Source organism: Jejubacter calystegiae (assembly GCF_005671395.1).
GTDB lineage: Bacteria > Pseudomonadota > Gammaproteobacteria > Enterobacterales > Enterobacteriaceae > Jejubacter > Jejubacter calystegiae.
On sequence record NZ_CP040428.1, the window covers coordinates 4863661 to 4882308 of the forward strand.

The following is an 18648-nucleotide window of genomic DNA, read 5'->3' on the forward strand; positions in this document are numbered from 1 at the left end:
CCGCTATGATTGGCGCCTCTATATCCAGGAGCCGACATGAAGCGTTCAACTTTTGTTCCATTTTTATTCGCCGGCTGCGCGCTTTTATTAAGCGGCTGCGCCAGCAAACTTGCCTCACCGGAGCAGTATTCCGGTTTTATGAAAGATTACTCCGGACTTGAGGAGGCCGAGACCGCCTCCGGAAAACCGGTGATGCGTTGGGTCGCCAAAGACTTTAACCCCGAAGACTATCACAGCGTGATTTATCAGCCGGTTGTCTATTATCCCGAGCCAAAACCCACCACCCAGATCGGTAAAGAGACGCTGGATAAGATCCTCTCTTATACCGATATCCAGATGAAGGATGCGGTGTCGAAACGCTATCCGCTGGTCGATAAACCGGGTAAAGGCACCCTGGTGTTCCGTAGCGCCATTACCGCCGTAGATACCTCGAACCAGGGACTGCAATTTTATGAGGTGCTGCCCATCACCCTGGCGCTGGCGGGAACCGAGTATGTCACCGGCTATCGAACCCAGGATACCCACCTCTACTTCGAAGGCGAACTTATCGATTCGCAAACCCATAAAGTGGTGGCGAAGTTTGTGCGTAAAGGCCAGGGGAAGCAAATTTCCAATGCCAGTAAGCTGCTGACGCTGAACGATATGAAAGGTGTGGTGGACGACCTGGCGAAAGACGCCCGCAATTTTAAAGTAGCGAAAATTTGAAAATGATTTAATAAACCCAACGTTTCCTATTAACTTATTTTTATATAAAAATGGCTGACCAATATATCTCGTCGGCCATAAACAGCTATATTTTATCAATACCTCATAAAATCACTCTCTATCCGTAACCCAGGATTTATATTGGAATGGTGTAGCCGCAACAATTCTCTTAAAACTACGATGGAAATGACTCTGATCTACAAACCCTAATTCTGCAGCTATCGCCGTTATGCTTTCTCCTTGTTTTAATAATTGCCTGGCTTTATTAATTCGCATTACTATCTGATATAGCATGTGGAGTAATCCCAAATCTTTTCTTAAAACCATGAATCAAATAGAATTCACTCACCCCTGTATTTTTTGCTATATCATAAACTGAAAGTTTTCTTTTGTAGTTTTTAGCAATATATTCATATGCTTTCCTCATCCTCCCATCATCATCTTTTTTTACTGTAAATTCACTAACACCAACAAAAGAGAATAAAACAGTAAAAAAATTGACGCCCTCCTCTTCTATAAGCAAAGTGGATTCGCTCTCAACTATTGCATTGTAGAATTGTTGAAAGGCATCATAAATGATTTTATTTTTTATATGCAACATAGAAAAATAAAACAATGAATTCTGTTGAGCACAAAGAGCCATTGACTGTATTTTAATCAACCACGAAATATCAATATAAAGCATTTTGTAACTCCAAAAATCACCACTAACCGGATTGCACGAATGAACATCCTCGGGGTTAATAATTACGACTGTTCCTGAGTCTATTTTTTGCGCCCCCCCTTATTGAAAAAAATCACAAACACCATGCTCGACAACCCCTACTATCCTGTATCTCTTTGGCTTTCTTTTCCCAAAACCCCTGCTCGAATGATTTAACAATATGTAACTTCGACAGACATTTCACACCTTTATATCTATATAAAGAAAAATCAACAAATCGTAAAGGATAACCCTCCTCAAGGCTTAATAACTCCCCATCAACTGCCCATACTAGCATTGAACGGTTATTAATAGTTTCCAACAATGGAATTGTAGAGTCATATATCCCGTTATGCGTCCCCAAACTTAATTGCTTCAGGTTATAATCTCCATAACATGCCAACATCAGACAATAATACACCACTCCATGTACGCCGGATACTCCAGTTACACACACAGACGACTCGTCTGCTTTCAGTCACAGGATTAATTTTCTTTATTTCTTCCGACGTTAGATGATACGGCACCTCATGGTCTGGTAAGTAGATACTAAGCCTCCAATCATTCATATCCAAAAAACCAGGCAAGCCTTCCTGATAATACCTTAGCGATGAAGGTTTTTTTCAATATTAGGAGTTCCATGTATTTTCATGTTTATTCTCCAGTCAATAAATTTTTAACACAACGAAAGCTAACTATATTATCACGTACTGTCGGAGGATAATTATCCCGACACGTACACCGCATATAATCTTCATCATGTAGTCCAGAACCACCTCTGACGACATGATCATATTCAGAACTAATTAAACAGCTTTACGTCCCACGAATTCTTCGTTTCTTCAACTAAGTATTTAGCAGCTGCCTCGCTGCTGGAGCCTCCAGGCCCAAGAGTCGCTACAGTTGAGATTAAAGGCCTCTCTCTCACCCATAAAAAACCTTTCCTGATCATGAGGTTACCTTATAATGAACTTTATCTATAATAAAGTGAAGATAAAACAATCTGATAAACTGGTATTGTACAAAACTGTTCTCTTCTCACCTTTCAGCAAATCTCTCTGTCATAGCCGTAAACTAGCCGAATATACAGTCACGTAAATCTTTTCAGGTAATTATCAAAAATCGTGGCGTGATTTTATCAATCTGATACAACCTCAAGTCAGGACAGGTCAACATCAGTCCTATACCAGTTATCAAAATACGAATACTCATACACTCTGACTCTAAGTTCTTAAGTTTTAATTCTTCTCTGACAGTCATTTTTTTATCACGCTTAATCGTTCTGCCTCTCATTTTCCCCCAACCTGCTCCCTCCTGGCATCCATTCTGCTTAATAAATCGCCAGGCGTTGTATCCCATATCAAGGAGCAGAAATATGACTCAACAGAGCGTCGGCGACCTGCCGTTTCATACTACAGAGCACAGTTTTTTCAGTAAGCAGCGCACCATCGCCCGACCGGGCTATAACCGCTGGCGGGTTCCGCCTGCGGCCCTTGCGCTGCACCTGTGTATCGGCATGGCCTACGGCTTTTCAGTGTACTGGTTGCCAATGTCACAGCTGATTGGCGGCAACGCGCCGCTGACCTGCCCGGCGGAGATGAGCGTCTGGCAGCAGCTCATCACCCGGGAATGCGACTGGAAAATATCGATGCTCGGCTGGACCTACACCCTGTTCTTCGTCTTTCTGGGCGCCGCCGCCGCGCTTTGGGGCGACTGGCTGGAAAAGGTGGGACCACGGCGAGTGGGAATGGTAGCAACCCTGTGTTGGTGCGGCGGCCTGGCGCTGTCGTCGCTCGCCATTTACACCCACCAGCTATGGCTGCTGTGGCTTGGCGCCGGAGCCATTGGCGGTATCGGCCTGGGCCTGGGCTATATCTCGCCGGTCTCTACGCTGATGCGCTGGTTCCCGGATAAACGGGGCATGGCAGCCGGTATGGCGATTATGGGGTTTGGCGGCGGCGCGCTGATCGGCGCGCCGCTGGCCGACTGGCTGATGACCGTTTTCGCCACCGATCGGGGGTATGGCGTCTGGCAGAGTCTGCTGGCGCTGGCCCTGATCTACGCTATCTTTATGCTAACCGGCACCCTTAGCTATCGGGTGCCACCCGAAGGCTGGACTCCCGAAAGCTACCGGCCTTCAACTGGCCGCGGCATCAGTACCATTCAGGTACACGTCAATGTCGCCTGGCGCACCCCGCAGTTCTGGCTACTGTGGCTGGTGCTGTGGCTGAACGTCACCGCCGGTATCGGGTTACTGGGCATGGCTTCTCCTATGTTGCAGGAGATCTTCGCCGGGCGTTTGCTGGGACTGGATCTCAGCTGGCAGCAGCTTGATAAAGACCAACTGGCGCGCATCGCCACTCTGGCGGCAGGCTTTACCGGCCTGCTTAGCCTGTTCAATATTATGGGGCGCTTCTTCTGGGCCTCGCTATCTGATCTGTGCGGCCGCAGAATCACCTTCTCCCTCTTCTTTCTGCTGGGCGCCAGCCTCTATAGTTCGCTACTGCTGATTAACAGCGCCGGTAACGTCACCCTGTACGCCATTGTGTTGTGCGTCATTATTTCGATGTACGGCGGCGGCTTTGCCACCATTCCCGCCTGGCTGGCCGACACCTTCGGTACCCGGATGGTGGGCGCTATCCACGGTCGCCTGCTGACGGCCTGGTCTGCGGCGGGAATTAGCGGCCCGGTGCTGGTTAACTACCTGCGCGACTGGCAGCTGAGCATCGGCGTGCCGCCGCGCCAGGTCTACGATATTACGCTTATCGTCTTATCGGGGCTGCTGATAGTCGGCCTGCTCTGTACGCTGCTGGTGCGACCGGTGGCAGATAAACACCGGATGCGCGAGGTGGTCACTACGTCGGAAAACTCGCTGTCACCTGCCATAAACTGGAAAGCGAACCCGGAATATCCTCAGCTCATCATCAGTTGGCTGATGGTGGGAATTCCGCTGCTGTGGGGTATTGGCATTACCCTGAGCCAGGCGACGGCCTTCTTCCGCTGAGGCGACAACCATGCCATGTCGACAACTCATCCCCTGGCTGACCATTACCCTGTTGCTGACACTGCCGACATTCTGGTACCTCTCCGGCTTCGAGGCCGGAGAGGAAGATATCTGGATAGCCGCTATGCTGTGCGTGCTTAACGGCGTCGGCGCGGCATTTATTGTACGCCGCTGGTGCCGTGGAAATTAACCACTGCGGCGCAGGTTGATATGCCGCCACGCCGTCCCACGGGTCAAACAGATACCAGACGGAAGTAGCCATGTACTGACCGGCTGTTATTAAAGAAAGTCTGAATACCAGAAGCCCCCCAGACATTTTTCTGATCCATCGATGCGATACGATTTTTCTTAATCAATGAAACATCATTTCATTGTTATCAGACAGTGTTAACAGCAGGGCCGCGCTTTTCGCCACCACGCTAAAGCAGCTGCCGCACCAAATGTTTATCAGGCTATGCAGCGAGGCTTGTCTCGATCCAGCTTTGCAGGTACATTAGCGCCGTCTGACCCGTCCGGGCCATGGTGCCAGAGGAGCGGAGCGCTAAATCGGCCCTCTTCCAGGTACTGTGTTTGAGCATTGAAATGTGAATTCAAGCGTGCAGGCGGAAACGCGGAGCAAAGTAACGTGAAATACTTTTTGATGGGCATCTCGGTGATTCTGCTGCTGTGGGCAGGCACCTTTTTCCTGATGCTTGATTAACCCCGCCGGGGAAGAAAAACAGGAGCCAATGGCTCCTGTTTGTGTTTCTGCCGCTGGGTTACAGCAGCCCGTCAGCCCGGAACATCGCTTTAATGCCGCGCACCGCCTGGCGAATGCGATCGCGGTTTTCAATCAGCGCAAAGCGCACGTGAGTATCGCCATATTCGCCGAAGCCGATACCCGGCGACACGCAAACTTTGGCGTCTTTCAGCAACTTACGAGCAAAATCCAGCGAGCCCAGCTCGGCGTAAGGTTCAGGGATCTTCGCCCAGACATACATCGACGCCTTCGGACATTCCACCATCCATCCCGCTTCATGCAGCCCTTTAACCAGTACGTCCCGGCGACGCTTGTACTGCTCCGCGATATCACGCACGCACTGCTGATCGCCTTCCAGTGCCGCAATGGCCGCCACCTGCAACGGCGTAAAGGTGCCGTAGTCGTGATAGCTCTTAATGCGCGCCAGCGCCGCCACCAGCTCCTGGTTGCCGACCATAAAGCCGATACGCCAGCCTGCCATATTGTAACTTTTGGAAAGCGTAAAGAATTCCACCGCCACATCGCGGGCGCCCGGCACCTGCATAATCGACGGCGCCTTCCAGCCGTCGTAAACGATGTCGGCATAGGCCAGATCGTGCACCACCAGCACATCGTAGCGCTTCGCCAGGGCGATAACCCGTTCGAAAAACTCCAGTTCGACGCACTGAGAAGTGGGGTTAGACGGAAAGCCCAGCACCATCATCTTCGGCTTGGGGTAGCTTTCCCGAATGGCGCGCTCCAGCTCGTTAAAGAAGTCCACCCCATCCACCAACGGCACCGAACGCACCTGGGCACCGGCGATCACCGCACCGTAGATATGGATCGGGTAGCTCGGGTTTGGCACCAGCACCGTATCGCCATGCTCCAGGGTCGCCAGCATCAGATGCGCCAGCCCCTCTTTAGAACCGATGGTAACGATGGCCTCGCTTTCAGGATCGATATCTACCTGATAGCGCTCCTGATACCAACGCGAGATCGCACGCCGTAGTCGCGGGATACCGCGCGAGGTGGAGTAGCCGTGGGTATCCGGGCGCTGGGCCACGGTACAGAGCTTCTCAACGATATGCGGCGGCGTGGCGCCGTCCGGATTGCCCATACTGAAGTCGATAATATCTTCGCCGCGCCGTCGCGCAGCCATCTTCAGTTCAGCGGTAATATTAAACACATAGGGGGGAAGCCTGTCGATACGCCCGAAACGGCGTTTGGGACTGGAGTCAGTCATAGATTCCTCTTTATTCACGTCAGCGCCCGGACCGTCCGAGCGACGCGGCCACTGCATGGCCTTTATCCATCCTGCCATGAAAAATTTTATGCTGTCGAGAGGCAAATTAAAAAAGATCCACCGAAGGATAGAGGGAAACGGATTTATTATAAGATTATTATTCTGACATTAAGATCAAAACCAGGCAGTTAACTTACCGTATCTGATATAAGCAATATCTAAAGCCAGACGGCACTACAGGCAGAGTTTTTTCACCGTTATTGCGTTTTGCTATCCGGGGATCGCGTCTGAATGGGGCTTCAGCTGGCGATCCCGCGCCAGATTTTTTATCCTATAACCCCTCCCCTTTTGTTACGAGCGCCTGGTGCACGATATTTTCAATATGCTGCTGGCGGTATTTGACCGCGCGGCCCTGATGTTGATTTGCCTGTTCTTCCTGATTCGCATCCGGCTGTTCCGCCAGTTGCTGCATAAGCGTGCCCATACGCCCAAAGAGCTGATGGCGGTGACGGTCTTGTTTTCGCTGTTCGCACTGTTCAGCACCTGGTCCGGCGTGCCGGTGGAAGGCTCGCTGGTTAACGTGCGCATTATCGCCGTGATGTCTGGCGGTATTCTGTTCGGCCCCTGGGTGGGGATCATCACCGGTTTTATCGCCGGGATTCACCGCTACCTGATCGATATTGACGGCATTACTTCTATTCCCTGCCTGATCACCAGTATCGTGGCGGGCTTTGTCGCTGGCTGGATCAGTCTGCGTATTCCCAAATCGCACCACTGGCGCGTCGGTATTCTTGGCGGCATGCTGTGCGAAACCCTGACCATGGTGCTGGTGGTACTGCTGGCTCCCGATATGGCGCTGGGGCTGGATATTGTGTCGAAGATCGGTATCCCCATGATTCTGGGCAGCGTCTGTATCGGCTTTATCGTACTGCTGGTACAAAGCGTGGAGGGGGAAAAAGAGGCCAGCGCGGCGCGCCAGGCCAAACTGGCGCTGGAGATTGCCAATAAAACGCTGCCGCTGTTTCGTAATATTAACGGCGACGCGCTGCATCAGATCTGCGATATCATCCGGCGCGATATCAATGCCGATGCAGTGGCGATCACCAATACCGCCGAAGTGCTGGCCTACACCGGAGTTGGCCACGACAACTATCGCGGCCATATGGATGAGATCAGCCCCACCACCCGCCAGGCTATCCGCTACGGGCGGATTATTATTCGCAATGATGATGAAGCCTGGCGCACTCCGGAGATCCACTCCATTCTGGTGATCCCACTGTGGGAAAAAGGGGTGGTGACCGGCACCCTGAAGATTTACTACTGCCACGCCCACCAGATCACTTCTTCGCTGCGCGAAATGGCGGTAGGACTGTCGCAGATTATCTCTACCCAGTTGGAAGTTTCCCGGGCCGAGCAGTTGCGCGAAATGGCTAACAAAGCAGAACTGCGAGCGCTACAGAGCAAGATTAACCCTCACTTCCTGTTTAATGCCCTGAATGCTATTTCATCGTCGATTCGGCTGAATCCCGATACCGCCCGCCAGCTGATTTTTAATCTGTCGCGCTATCTGCGTTACAACATTGAGCTGAATGACGACGAACCCATCGATATCAAGCGCGAGCTGTACCAGATCAAAGACTACATCGCCATTGAGCAGGCACGATTTGGCGATAAGCTGACGGTGATTTACGACATTGATGAAGAGGTGGAATGCCGGATCCCCAGCCTGCTGATTCAACCGCTGGTCGAAAACGCCATCGTGCACGGCATTCAGCCCTGTAAAGGTAAAGGCGTGGTCACCATCTGCATTAGCGAGTGCGACAACCGGGTACGCATTGCCGTGCGGGATACCGGCCATGGCATTGACCCGGCGGTCATCGCCCGGGTGGAAAGCAACGAGATGCCGGGCAATAAGATTGGCCTGTTGAACGTACACCATCGGGTAAAGCTGCTTTACGGCGAGGGGCTGCATATTCGCCGCCTGGAGCCCGGCACCGAAATCGCCTTCACCGTCCCGAGAGCCGGTGCGGCCCCGCAGGAGGATGAAGCATGAGAGTGATTATCGTTGAAGATGAAGTCCCGGCCCAGCAGGAGCTGAGCTGGTTAATCAAAGAACACAGCCAGATGGAGATCGTGGGCATCTTTGACGACGGGCTGGACGTGCTGAAATATCTGCAGCATCACGAAGTGGACGCCATCTTCCTGGACATTAACATTCCATCTCTCGACGGAGTACTGCTGGCGCAGAATATCAGCAAATTCGCCAAACGGCCCTTTGTCGTTTTTATTACCGCCTGGAAAGAGCATGCGGTAGAGGCATTCGAGCTGGAAGCGTTCGACTACATTCTCAAACCCTGGGAAGAGTCGCGCATTATCAGCATGCTGAACAAGCTGCACCACGCCTGGCAGCAGCAGAACCAGCCGCAGGGTGGCGCTGCGCGCGAAAACGCCACGATCAATCTGATCAAAGACGAACGGATTATCGTGACCGATATCAATGATATCTACTACGCCGAAGCCCACGAGAAGATGACTTTCGTCTATACCCGGCGTGAGACCTATATTATGCCGATCAACATCACGGAGTTTTGCAGCCGCCTGCCGGAAGGTCACTTCTTCCGCTGCCACCGCTCTTACTGCGTCAACCTCAGTAAGATCCGCGAGATCGAATCCTGGTTTAACAATACCTACATACTGCGGCTACGCGATCTGGATTTTCAGGTGCCGGTCAGCCGCAGCAGAGTAAAGGCCTTTCGCCAGTTGATGCGCCTGTAAGCCAGGCGCACGGCATTAAAGCACCTGCCCCAGAATCTGACGCAGATGGGCGCCGGAGCCCAGCAGGCCCGGCTGTTCGTGGGTGATCAGATAAACCGGAATATCTTCGACCCAGGACTTAAAGCGCCCTTTATCTTCGAAGCCGCCGCGAAATCCCGAGGCCTGGAAGAACGACAGAAACCGCGGCACGATCCCACCGGCGATATAGACCCCACCGAAGGTGCCCATGGTCAGCGCCAGATCGCCGCCGAAACGCCCCATCCCCACGCAGAACAGCGACAGCGCGCGACGACAGTCGGTGCAGCTATCGTCCAGTGCCCGTTTGGTCACATCTTTCGGTTGCAGGTTTTCCGGCTGCCGCCCGTCGGCCTTCACGATAGCGCGATAGAGATTCACCAGACCTGGGCCGGAAAGCACGCGCTCGGCTGAAACGTGTCCCATTTCGGCCCGCAGTTGTTCAAGGATAATATCCTCCTCTTCGCTGTTGGGGGAGAAATCCACATGCCCCCCTTCCCCGGGCAGGCTGACCCAGCGCTTATCCACATGCACCAGATGGGCCACTCCCAGCCCGGTACCGGCGCCGTATACCGCAATGGGCTTGCCTTCCACCGGCTTGCCGCCGCCAAACTGAATCAGGTGCTCTGAACTGAGCATCGGAATCGCCATCGAAACCGCGGTAAAGTCGTTGATGATTTCCAGGGTGCTGAAGCCCAGATTTTTGCGCATCTCCGCAATCGAAAAGGCCCAGGTGTGGTTAGTCATCGCCACCCAGTCATCATTGACCGGACAGGCGATGGCGATACAGCCTTTATCAATGCTGACATCGCTCTGTTCTTCCAGATAAACGCGCACCACGGCCTCCAGGCTGGGGTAATCCAGCCCGGAATACGTTTTAGCACGGGAAATTTCGCCATTATCCAGGCAACACAGCGCAAGGCGCGCGTTGGTGCCGCCGACGTCCCCCACCAGGGCAAAATTGGTCATTGGTCAGATGCTCCGCTTAAGTCTGAAAAGTCTGTCCATACTCTAGAATCAAGCCCGGACAACAACAACGACCATAGCACAGATGCCCCGTGAATATTGACCCCCGTCACAGAATAACCTTAAACGTTTCAGCTACGGTTATGACTCTTGGGCGTAACCCAGAGATTCGGTCACCCGACTGAGCAGCTCCGGCACATCCTGACGGGGCAGTACCGCCTCGATAAGCGACAGCCGCCGTGAAGAGGCTGCCTTGTTGAGCGCCCCTTCCAGCTGTACCCGTTCCGTCACCCGCCAGCTTTGTGCCGGACAGTCCACGCACAGCGCCTGTGGAAGCCGGGTCCAGTCCCAGTTGGCGATATCGTTATAGCGCTGTTCGGCGCCGTGGATCGCCCGCTCAACCGTATAGCCATCATTATTCAGCACCAGGATAATCGGCCGCAGGCCATCGCGCAGCATGCTTCCTAACTCCTGGATAGTCAGTTGGGCCGCGCCATCGCCAACAATCAATAACACCCGGCGATCCGGACAGGCGGTCTGGGCGCCGAAGGCGGCCGGTAGCGTATAACCAATCGAGCCCCATAGCGGCTGAGCGATAAAGTTAACTTCCCCGGGCAGACGCAGCGCAGCGGCGCCGAAAGAGGCCGTGCCCTGATCCGCCAGCACGATATCGCCCGGCTGAATAAAGGCCTGCAGGGTTTGCCACAGAGCATGCTGATTGAGCAGCCCTTCATGACAGGCCGGTAGCGGCGGCGGCGATGGCGCATCCAGTTCGCGCCCCCGCAGGTTCTGGCGGCATAGCTGCTGAATCACCTCCACCGACTGCGCCATGGGGATGCCGCTGAACCAGCGGTTTCCTACCCTGACGGCATCCGGCTGAATATCAATGGTGCGCGCCTCCTCCAGGTGATGAGTGAATCCTGTGGTGACGGTGTCGGTAAAACGTACGCCAATGCAGAGGGTCAGATCGGCGTTTTCAATGGCCTGGCGTACGCTTTGCGCGCTGCCGCCCCCACTCCAGGTACCGATAAATCCCGGCTGAGTCTCATCAAACAGTCCTTTGCCCATCAGTGTGGTGGCATGGGGCAGCGGCGCTTCGCTCATCCACTTGCGTAGCTCACCGTCCAGACCGTAGCGTTGCACCAGGAAATCCGCCAGCAGCGCCACGCGAGGGGCATTATCCAGTAACAGCTGAACGCTCAGGCGTAGCGCTTCCAGCCGCTTCGGTGCGGCAAAATATGTTGGTATCTCCAGCGAGAACTCTGGCGGTGTGGCAGGCGCTTCCGCTACGTCACAGGGCAGCAGCAGATAGACCGGGCGCCGCTCGCTCAGTGCCGTACAGATAACGCGGTCAATCTCAGAACAGGCGTTTTGCGGCGTCAGAATGCTCCAGGCCGCCGCCATTTCGGCGCCGATGCGCACGAAGTGATGGAAGTCGCCATCGCCCAGGGTGTGGTGTACCAGCGCGCCGCGCTGTTGGATCTCGCGCTTTGGAGCCCCAACGATGTGGACAACCGGCAGGTACTCCGCATAGCTGCCCGCCACCCCGTTCAGAGCGCTCAGTTCCCCCACTCCAAAGGTAGTAAGCAGCGCGCCCGCGCCGCGACAGCGGGCGTAACCGTCGGCGGCATAGGCGGCATTCAACTCGTTAGCGCAGCCGGTCCAGCGCACCGAATGGTGATCGATGACGTGATCGAGAAAAAAGAGGTTATAGTCTCCGGGGACGCCGAACAGATGTCCGATATCACATTCGGCAAGGCGATCCAGCAAATAATCGGCAACGCTGTAGTGGATTGGCATAATGGCTCCTTTCTCAGTCAGTACCTGTTCTGAGTATTAAGTAGCCGCCGCCTCTGTCCAGGCAAATACCATAATCCTATGATGGCAATTTAAATTTCCACACAACTATAAAGACTATTCACTTACCACAGGGCCAGTGTAACCGTATACACTACGGTCACTTTAATTAGCCAAACAGGACTCTGACCATGAACTATCAGGCCAGCCATACCCGTTACCAACAGATGGAATATCGCCGCTGTGGCCACAGCGGCCTTAAGTTGCCCGCGGTCTCTTTGGGGCTGTGGCACAACTTTGGTGATTCCACGCTAATCGACAACAGCCGCCAGTTGCTGCGCCGCGCCTTCGATCTTGGCATTACCCATTTCGATCTGGCGAATAACTATGGACCGCCTCCTGGCTCGGCGGAGCGTAACTTCGGGCAATTGTTAAAGGCCGACTTTGCCCCGTGGCGCGACGAACTGATTATCTCATCCAAGGCAGGCTATACCATGTGGGAAGGCCCCTACGGCGACTGGGGTTCACGCAAGTATCTGGTGTCCAGCCTGAACCAGAGCCTGAAGCGTATGGGGCTGGAGTATGTGGATATTTTCTACCATCACCGGCCAGATCCGGAAACGCCGCTGGAAGAGACCATGGGAGCGCTCGACCATCTGGTGCGTCAGGGTAAGGCGCTCTACGTCGGCCTTTCTAACTATCCGCCGGAGCTGGCCCGCCAGGCATTCGCCATTCTGCGCGACCTGGGTACCCCCTGTCTGATCCACCAGCCAAAATATTCGATGTTTGAACGCGAACCGGAAAACGGGCTGCTGGATACGCTGAAGCAGAACGGCGTGGGCTGTATCGCTTTTTCACCGCTGGCAGGCGGACTGTTGACCGATCGCTATCTGGCCGGGATTCCGGAAGATTCACGCGCCGCTGGCGCCAGTAAATTCCTGAATCCGGAGCAGATCACGCCCCAGACCCTGGAGCGCATCCGCCGCCTGAACGATGTGGCGCAGCGCCGTGGTCAGAAGCTGTCCCAGATGGCGCTGGCGTGGGTACTGCGCGATGAGCTGGTCACATCGGTACTGATTGGCGCCAGTAAGGTGGCTCAGATTGAGGATGCCGCGGGCATGCTGGCAATGCGTCAGTTCAGCAACGATGAACGCGCCGAAATCGAGGCCATCCTGAACGCGTAATATCAGACTTTTACAAAAAGTGCTCCGGCGCAGGATTTAAGAATAGCGGCGATGAAACACGTCGTTACCCTTCCTTAAAATTAGCACAACGGGTATGAAATAAACCCGGCTGATAATAAGGAGTTCGTATGAAATTGAAGTCATTATTTCTTGCCGCTGTGCTACTGGCCGCCACACCCTGGTTCGCCAACGCCGGAGAAATTTATCTACTGCCTGGGGTAAAACTGCAGATTGGCGATCGCGATCACCGCGGTCATCGCTGGGACGGGCACCACTGGCGCGATCGCAACAGCTGGAACCGGGACTGGCGCTGGCATGACGGCCGCTGGCACCATCGTAACGCCTGGCGCGGCCATAAGAAGTATCGCCATCATGACCGCCACCACTACCGCAAGCATCATCATGAGCGTCGTCATCACGATCGCCATGGGCATCACGGCCGCCATCATCACTAAAACCTCCCCTCCCGACCAGGAGGGGACGTTCAACGCTAATTCCCCGTTGCCATCCCTATCAGTAACCAGAGGTTGAGCGCCACCACCACGGCGACGATCAGCCAGCCGAGCAGCCTGATCAAGCGGCTGTTTACCAGATCGCCCATCAGCGATTTGTCGCTGGTGAAAACCAGCAGCGGAACCAGCGCCAGCGCGATACCGAAACTGAGCAACACCTGGCTCATCACCAGAATGCGGGTGGCGTCCAGCCCCATCAGTATCACCACAAAGGAAGGCGCCATAGTGATCGCCCGGCGCAGCCACAGCGGAATATGGAAGCGCACAAATCCCTGCATCACCACCTGCCCCGCCAGAGTACCCACCACCGTGGATGACAGACCGGCAGCCACCAGGCTAAGACCAAATATAGTGGCGGCGGCGTGGCTGAGCAGCGGCTCCAGGGTCAGATAGGCTTCATCCAGATCCGCCACCCCGGTGTGGCCGCTAAAGTGGAAAGCCGCCGCCGCGGTCGCCATCATCGCCAGGTTAACAAATCCGGCAATGGTCATGGCGATAGCCACATCCCAGCGGGTGGCGCTGTAGCGCTGATGCCTGGTACCACCGTGCAGATTCTGAGTCAGCGAGGAGTGCAGATAGATAACGTGAGGCATAATGGTGGCGCCCAGCACCCCGGCCGCCAGGAAGACCGCCTCGCCGTTCGGCAGCCCGGGCACGATCATGCCCTTTGCCAGCGTTGGCAGGTCTGGCTGCGAGAAAATCAACTCAACGATATAGGCACCAGCCACAAACAGCAGCAGCGCGCCTATCACTTTTTCCAGCGGCTTCTGGCCACGGCGTTGCAGCATCAGGATCAAAAAGGTGGCGATACCGGTCAGTATCGCACCCTGTAGCAGCGAAACGCCAAGCAGCAGCTTAAAGCCCACCGCGGCCCCAATGAATTCCGCCAGATCGGTAGCCATGGCGATGATTTCCGCCTGAACCCACCAGAACCAGACCAGCGGACGCGGGTAACGATCGCGTATATGTTCAGCCAGGTTTTTACCGGTAGCGATCCCCAGTTTCGCTGACAGGATCTGAATCAACATCGCCATCAGGTTGGCCCAGACCACCACCCACAGCAGCTGGTAGCCAAAACTGGCGCCAGCCTGAATATTGGTGGCGAAGTTACCGGGATCGATATAGCCAATGGCGGCAATAAACGCTGGCCCCATCAGCGCCAGTCTTAGCTTGCGTGCCGCACGCCCTGTATTAGCTTCAACGCGACTGTTTGTCATCACTGCCTCAAAAATATAGCCTTTGCTATGTTTTATGTTATCAAAATGCGAATGATTATCAAGTGCATTTATTTAGGGGATTCCTGATAGCTGTGATAGCTGAAAACAATGAAAGGCGGGGTTTGGACGACTACGCTGATAGTTAAATGTCATCGAACAGGAAATCAGCGACCTGACGATCATTCTAACAGAACAACATAACGTTTCACTGTTTTAATTAACATTACATAACAGGGGTTGACCCTCGATTGAGCTTTGTGGACGACTCAGGTCACCATAGTGTGACTTTTCTCTCGTTTTATTATCGTGTGTTTCATAGAATGTGCGCCGAAATTAAACCTTCCTCATAATTTGGAGCCAACATGTTCCGCGTTCTGCACTTTGTTCTGGCGATTGCCGTAGTTGCACTACTCGCTCTGCTGGTTAGCCACGATCGGAAAAAAATCCGCATTCGTTATGTCATCCAGCTGCTCGCCATTGAAGTTGTGCTGGCCTGGTTCTTCCTGCATTCGGAGGCCGGACTGGGATTTGTGAAGGGATTCTCAGAGATGTTCGAGAAGCTGCTGGGCTTCGCCAGTGAAGGCACCGATTTTGTCTTTGGCAAAATGAACGATGAAGGACTGGCCTTCTTCTTTCTGAAAGTATTGTGCCCTATTGTCTTTATTTCCGCGCTGATCGGCATTCTGCAACATATCCGGGTACTGCCCGTCGTTATCCGCTTTATTGGTACCCTGCTCTCGAAGGTGAACGGAATGGGTCGCCTGGAATCTTTCAATGCGGTCAGTTCACTGATTCTGGGGCAGTCGGAAAACTTTATCGCCTATAAGGACATTCTGGGCAAGATGTCGCGCAACCGCATGTACACCATGGCGGCCACGGCGATGTCCACCGTGTCTATGTCGATCGTCGGCGCCTATATGACCATGCTTGAACCGCAGTATGTGGTGGCGGCGCTGGTTCTGAATATGTTCAGCACCTTTATTGTCCTGTCGATTATTAACCCCTACCGTGTGGAAGGCAGCGACGAAAACCTGCAGATGACCAATCTGCACACCGGACAGAGCTTCTTTGAAATGCTGGGCGAATATATTCTGGCGGGCTTTAAGGTGGCGATTATCGTCGCTGCTATGCTGATCGGTTTTATTGCTCTTATCGCCGCCCTGAACGCACTGTTTGCCGCGGTGCTGGGTATCTCCTTCCAGGGGATTCTGGGCTACATCTTCTGGCCAGTGGCCTGGATTATGGGCGTTCCGGCCAGCGAAGCGCTACAGGCGGGTAGCATTATGGCCACCAAGCTGGTTTCCAACGAGTTTGTCGCCATGATGGAGCTGCAAAAAGTGGCCGGTAGCCTGTCGCCGCGCGCCGAAGGTATTCTTTCGGTATTCCTGGTTTCGTTCGCTAACTTTTCCTCTATCGGGATTATCGCTGGCGCCATTAAAGGGCTGAACGAAGAACAGGGTAATGTGGTTTCCCGCTTCGGTCTGAAACTGGTGTATGGCTCTACTCTGGTGAGCGTGCTCTCTGCTTCCATTGCCGCGCTGGTGCTGTAAGAGCCAGACTGCGGGTAAAAAAACCTCCTGCGGGAGGTTTTTTTATACCTCCAGCGGTTCCGGCTTACCTATCAGCCAGCCCTGTAGATAATCCACGCCCAGCGACAGCAGCAGATCGCGCTGTTGGCTGTTTTCCACGAACTCTGCCACCACCGTCATCGATTTAGCCTGAGCCATTTCGCAAATGGAGCGGACAATCATCGAATCCAGCGGGCCGTTCAGGATATCGCGCACGAAACACCCGTCGATCTTGATGATATCGGCATCCAGATCTTTAAGGCGCCCGTAGTTGGCGTAACCGGTGCCGAAGTCATCGATAGCGATTCGAAATCCCCGACTGCGCAGTAACGCTATGTTCCTATGGCTGACGCCGTCATCAGAAAAGGCCTGCGCCTCTGTCACCTCGATAATTACGGCCTCCGGCATGACACCGTAATCCTCAAACAGCCTGATGATATCGCCAGCGATATCCTTCTGCATCAGGGTCAGCGGCATCAGGTTGACCGAGAAACGCGCTCCGGTCTGGGATGAGGGATGGCAACGCAGCCACTCCAGCAACTGAGCCAGAATCCGCATATCGAAACGGGCGCTAAGGTTAAATTCCGCCACCACGGGAATAAAACGGTCCGGCATAATCATCTGACCGCTATCGTCGAAAATCCGACACAGAATCTCGCGATAGCCCTTATCATTGCGATCCAGAATCGGCTGGGCATAGAGCCGGAGCCGCCCTTCGTCCAGTGTCCGGGTCACCTGGCGCAGCAGATAGACTCGCTCCGAGCTCTGGTCCAGCAGCATCTCCTGATCGTTCTGATCCATCGCCTGAACCCGATTATCGGCGCAGGCCTGCTCCGCCAGCCAGCTAAGCTGCCCCAGCCGCTGCTGGAGATCATCCGGCTGGATATGGTTTACCACGCCCCAGGAAGCGCCATACTCAATATCGATCTCATGGCCGTTCCAGTGAATTTTATTGGTGCTCAGCAGATCAACCATATGGCTAAGCCGCGCCTGAATTTCCGGGCCACGCAGGAAAATCAGCAGCTCACAGCCTGGGATCTGAAAGACCCTCTCCCCTTCATGCAGCCAGGGTTGCAACGTTTGTGTGATATTACGTTTGCAGTAAATACGCATCACAATACCGTAGTGACGGCTCAAAAATTCCAGGTTAGACATCTGCAGGCAGCACAGCGCCCCCTGGGGATAATCCGCCAGATGGCGCTCCAGCGCACGCAGGTTGGGGAGCAGCGTCAGGGGATCGGTCTCTGACTGCCGATAGTAGTTGCTCTGCATCCACTCACTCTTGCGATAGATCGTAGTCATGTAGAACAGGCAAACCGTAAACGAAATAAATACCGACAGAATAAAAGCGAGCGATCCCCCGTTGGCCACGCCGGCGAGAAAATTGCTGTTAAAGGTCAGCAGCAGCCAGGCGGAAAAGGCCCATAGCAAGTGCATCAACCCCTGATTCACCAGACGAATTCCGACCGTAAAGAGAACGAACACCAGGGGAACCAGATAACCGGAGATCAGCACGGTCTCAGAGTACCAGCACAGCACGATAAGAAAGATCGCCAGCAGAACAACCCAGCACAGCGACCAGCTGCGGCGCCCTTCTTCCAGCATAGGGCAAATGCTGGCACGCCAGAAAGCGCGGGCAAAGCGCGGATTCAGCAGCATACGCAGCGGATAATAGAACAGGCGTGGAAACAGAAGCGCTGCCGCAACCAGCCCCATAACATCAACAATGGAGAAAAATTTCGGTGTGTTATTGCCGAAGTAGTGGTTCAGTACCGGTGGAAAATCGAGCATTTTACCGGCCAGATACATGCACAGCTTCACTGAACAGGGGGCAAAAAAGCCGAGCCAGAAAAGGCGAACACCCAGGCCGGTGAGCGGTACCGCAAAGCGCCAGGCCCGGCCGAGAATGATGCGCAGCGCCGTGCAGGCCACTAATACTGGTAGCGTCACGCAGCCGATAAACACCAACAACTGCACCGTGCTTAAATGAAACTTCACAGGGAAAAACAGCAGTAGCGCAATAAACAGCGACGGCACCGCCGCACGCCCAAACAGATAGAGCATGGCAATAATCGCGCTCAGGGGCATCCAGACCAGGAAGATATCATTACCTTCAATGATGGCCCTGGGAGAAACCGCCCGCGACAGCGGTAGAAGAATCAAGAAAAGCACCAGTGAAATCGCGAATTTCCTTATCGCTGGCGTGAAATATCCATTCATTTGGCCTAATCGCTCTTGTGA

At 53.9% G+C, this 18648-nt stretch carries 17 protein-coding genes; 9 read left to right on the forward strand and 8 right to left on the reverse strand.

Annotation, left to right across the window (positions count from 1 at the left end):
- The first annotated feature begins 36 nt into the window (after positions 1–36).
- A complete protein-coding gene (locus tag FEM41_RS22775; protein WP_138098743.1) occupies positions 37–705 on the forward strand; it encodes a DUF3313 domain-containing protein in 669 nt (222 codons plus the stop codon).
- 111 nt (positions 706–816) lie between these two features.
- Here FEM41_RS22775 and FEM41_RS25220 read toward each other — a convergent pair whose 3' ends face one another.
- Genes FEM41_RS25220 through FEM41_RS25225 form a run of 3 tightly spaced genes read right to left on the reverse strand, consistent with a single transcriptional unit; the run spans position 817 to position 1814 of the window.
- Positions 817–1032, reverse strand: coding sequence for a helix-turn-helix domain-containing protein (locus FEM41_RS25220; protein ID WP_138098745.1), 216 nt, complete (start codon positions 1030–1032; stop codon positions 817–819).
- Positions 971–1474, reverse strand: a complete 504-nt coding sequence (locus FEM41_RS22785; protein WP_338324521.1) for an AraC family transcriptional regulator — start codon at positions 1472–1474, stop codon at positions 971–973. Before FEM41_RS22785 ends, FEM41_RS25220 begins: the two co-directional genes overlap by 62 nt.
- Positions 1475–1502: 28 nt before the next feature.
- Entirely contained in the window at positions 1503–1814 is a 312-nt protein-coding gene (locus FEM41_RS25225; RefSeq protein ID WP_421805494.1) for a molybdopterin-dependent oxidoreductase, read from the reverse strand.
- Positions 1815–2783: 969 nt separating this feature from the next.
- Here FEM41_RS25225 and FEM41_RS22800 point away from each other — a divergent pair.
- The 3 genes from FEM41_RS22800 (at position 2784) to ypdK (ending at position 5112) form a co-directional block, all read left to right on the forward strand.
- Complete coding sequence (locus tag FEM41_RS22800; protein ID WP_138098749.1) at positions 2784–4412, forward strand: OFA family MFS transporter; 1629 nt, start codon at positions 2784–2786, stop codon at positions 4410–4412.
- Between the two features lie 10 nt (positions 4413–4422).
- Positions 4423–4602, forward strand: a complete 180-nt coding sequence (locus tag FEM41_RS22805; RefSeq protein WP_138098751.1) for a hypothetical protein — start codon at positions 4423–4425, stop codon at positions 4600–4602.
- A 450-nt stretch (positions 4603–5052) separates the two neighbouring features.
- Positions 5053–5112, forward strand: coding sequence for a membrane protein YpdK (ypdK, locus tag FEM41_RS25230; protein WP_421805496.1), 60 nt, complete (start codon positions 5053–5055; stop codon positions 5110–5112).
- 58 nt (positions 5113–5170) lie between these two features.
- Here the strand turns inward: ypdK and alaC are convergent, their stop codons facing one another.
- Complete coding sequence (gene alaC / locus FEM41_RS22815) at positions 5171–6373, reverse strand: alanine transaminase (RefSeq protein ID WP_138098753.1); 1203 nt, start codon at positions 6371–6373, stop codon at positions 5171–5173.
- Between the two features lie 364 nt (positions 6374–6737).
- Here alaC and FEM41_RS22820 point away from each other — a divergent pair, with 364 nt between their 5' ends.
- Both FEM41_RS22820 and FEM41_RS22825 read left to right on the forward strand, forming a co-directional pair.
- Entirely contained in the window at positions 6738–8426 is a 1689-nt protein-coding gene (locus FEM41_RS22820; RefSeq protein ID WP_138098755.1) for a sensor histidine kinase, read from the forward strand.
- Positions 8423–9148, forward strand: coding sequence for a LytR/AlgR family response regulator transcription factor (locus FEM41_RS22825; RefSeq protein WP_138098757.1), 726 nt, complete (start codon positions 8423–8425; stop codon positions 9146–9148). Before FEM41_RS22820 ends, FEM41_RS22825 begins: the two co-directional genes overlap by 4 nt.
- Before the next feature lie 15 nt (positions 9149–9163).
- On the opposite strand, the gene glk is transcribed toward FEM41_RS22825, so the two are convergent.
- Positions 9164–10132, reverse strand: coding sequence for a glucokinase (glk, locus tag FEM41_RS22830; RefSeq protein WP_138098759.1), 969 nt, complete (start codon positions 10130–10132; stop codon positions 9164–9166).
- Between the two features lie 138 nt (positions 10133–10270).
- On the reverse strand, positions 10271–11929 hold the full coding sequence (locus FEM41_RS22835; RefSeq protein ID WP_196240472.1) for an alpha-keto acid decarboxylase family protein: 1659 nt from the start codon (positions 11927–11929) through the stop codon (positions 10271–10273).
- 188 nt (positions 11930–12117) lie between these two features.
- On the opposite strand from FEM41_RS22835, the gene mgrA reads away from it, so the two are divergent.
- A complete protein-coding gene (mgrA, locus tag FEM41_RS22840) occupies positions 12118–13110 on the forward strand; it encodes an L-glyceraldehyde 3-phosphate reductase (RefSeq protein ID WP_138098761.1) in 993 nt (330 codons plus the stop codon).
- 128 nt (positions 13111–13238) lie between these two features.
- Positions 13239–13565: a DUF2502 domain-containing protein gene (locus FEM41_RS22845; RefSeq protein WP_138098763.1), complete on the forward strand. Its 327-nt coding sequence runs from the start codon at positions 13239–13241 to the stop codon at positions 13563–13565.
- 35 nt (positions 13566–13600) lie between these two features.
- On the opposite strand, the gene FEM41_RS22850 is transcribed toward FEM41_RS22845, so the two are convergent.
- The gene (locus FEM41_RS22850; RefSeq protein ID WP_138098765.1) at positions 13601–14839 is read right to left on the reverse strand and encodes an Nramp family divalent metal transporter; all 1239 of its coding nucleotides are present in this window, start codon (positions 14837–14839) and stop codon (positions 13601–13603) included.
- Between the two features lie 362 nt (positions 14840–15201).
- Here FEM41_RS22850 and FEM41_RS22855 point away from each other — a divergent pair, with 362 nt between their 5' ends.
- Complete coding sequence (locus FEM41_RS22855; protein WP_138098767.1) at positions 15202–16389, forward strand: NupC/NupG family nucleoside CNT transporter; 1188 nt, start codon at positions 15202–15204, stop codon at positions 16387–16389.
- Positions 16390–16431: 42 nt separating this feature from the next.
- Here the strand turns inward: FEM41_RS22855 and FEM41_RS22860 are convergent, their stop codons facing one another.
- The gene (locus FEM41_RS22860; RefSeq protein WP_338324522.1) at positions 16432–18579 is read right to left on the reverse strand and encodes a sensor domain-containing phosphodiesterase; all 2148 of its coding nucleotides are present in this window, start codon (positions 18577–18579) and stop codon (positions 16432–16434) included.
- Between the last annotated feature and the right edge of the window lie 69 nt (positions 18580–18648).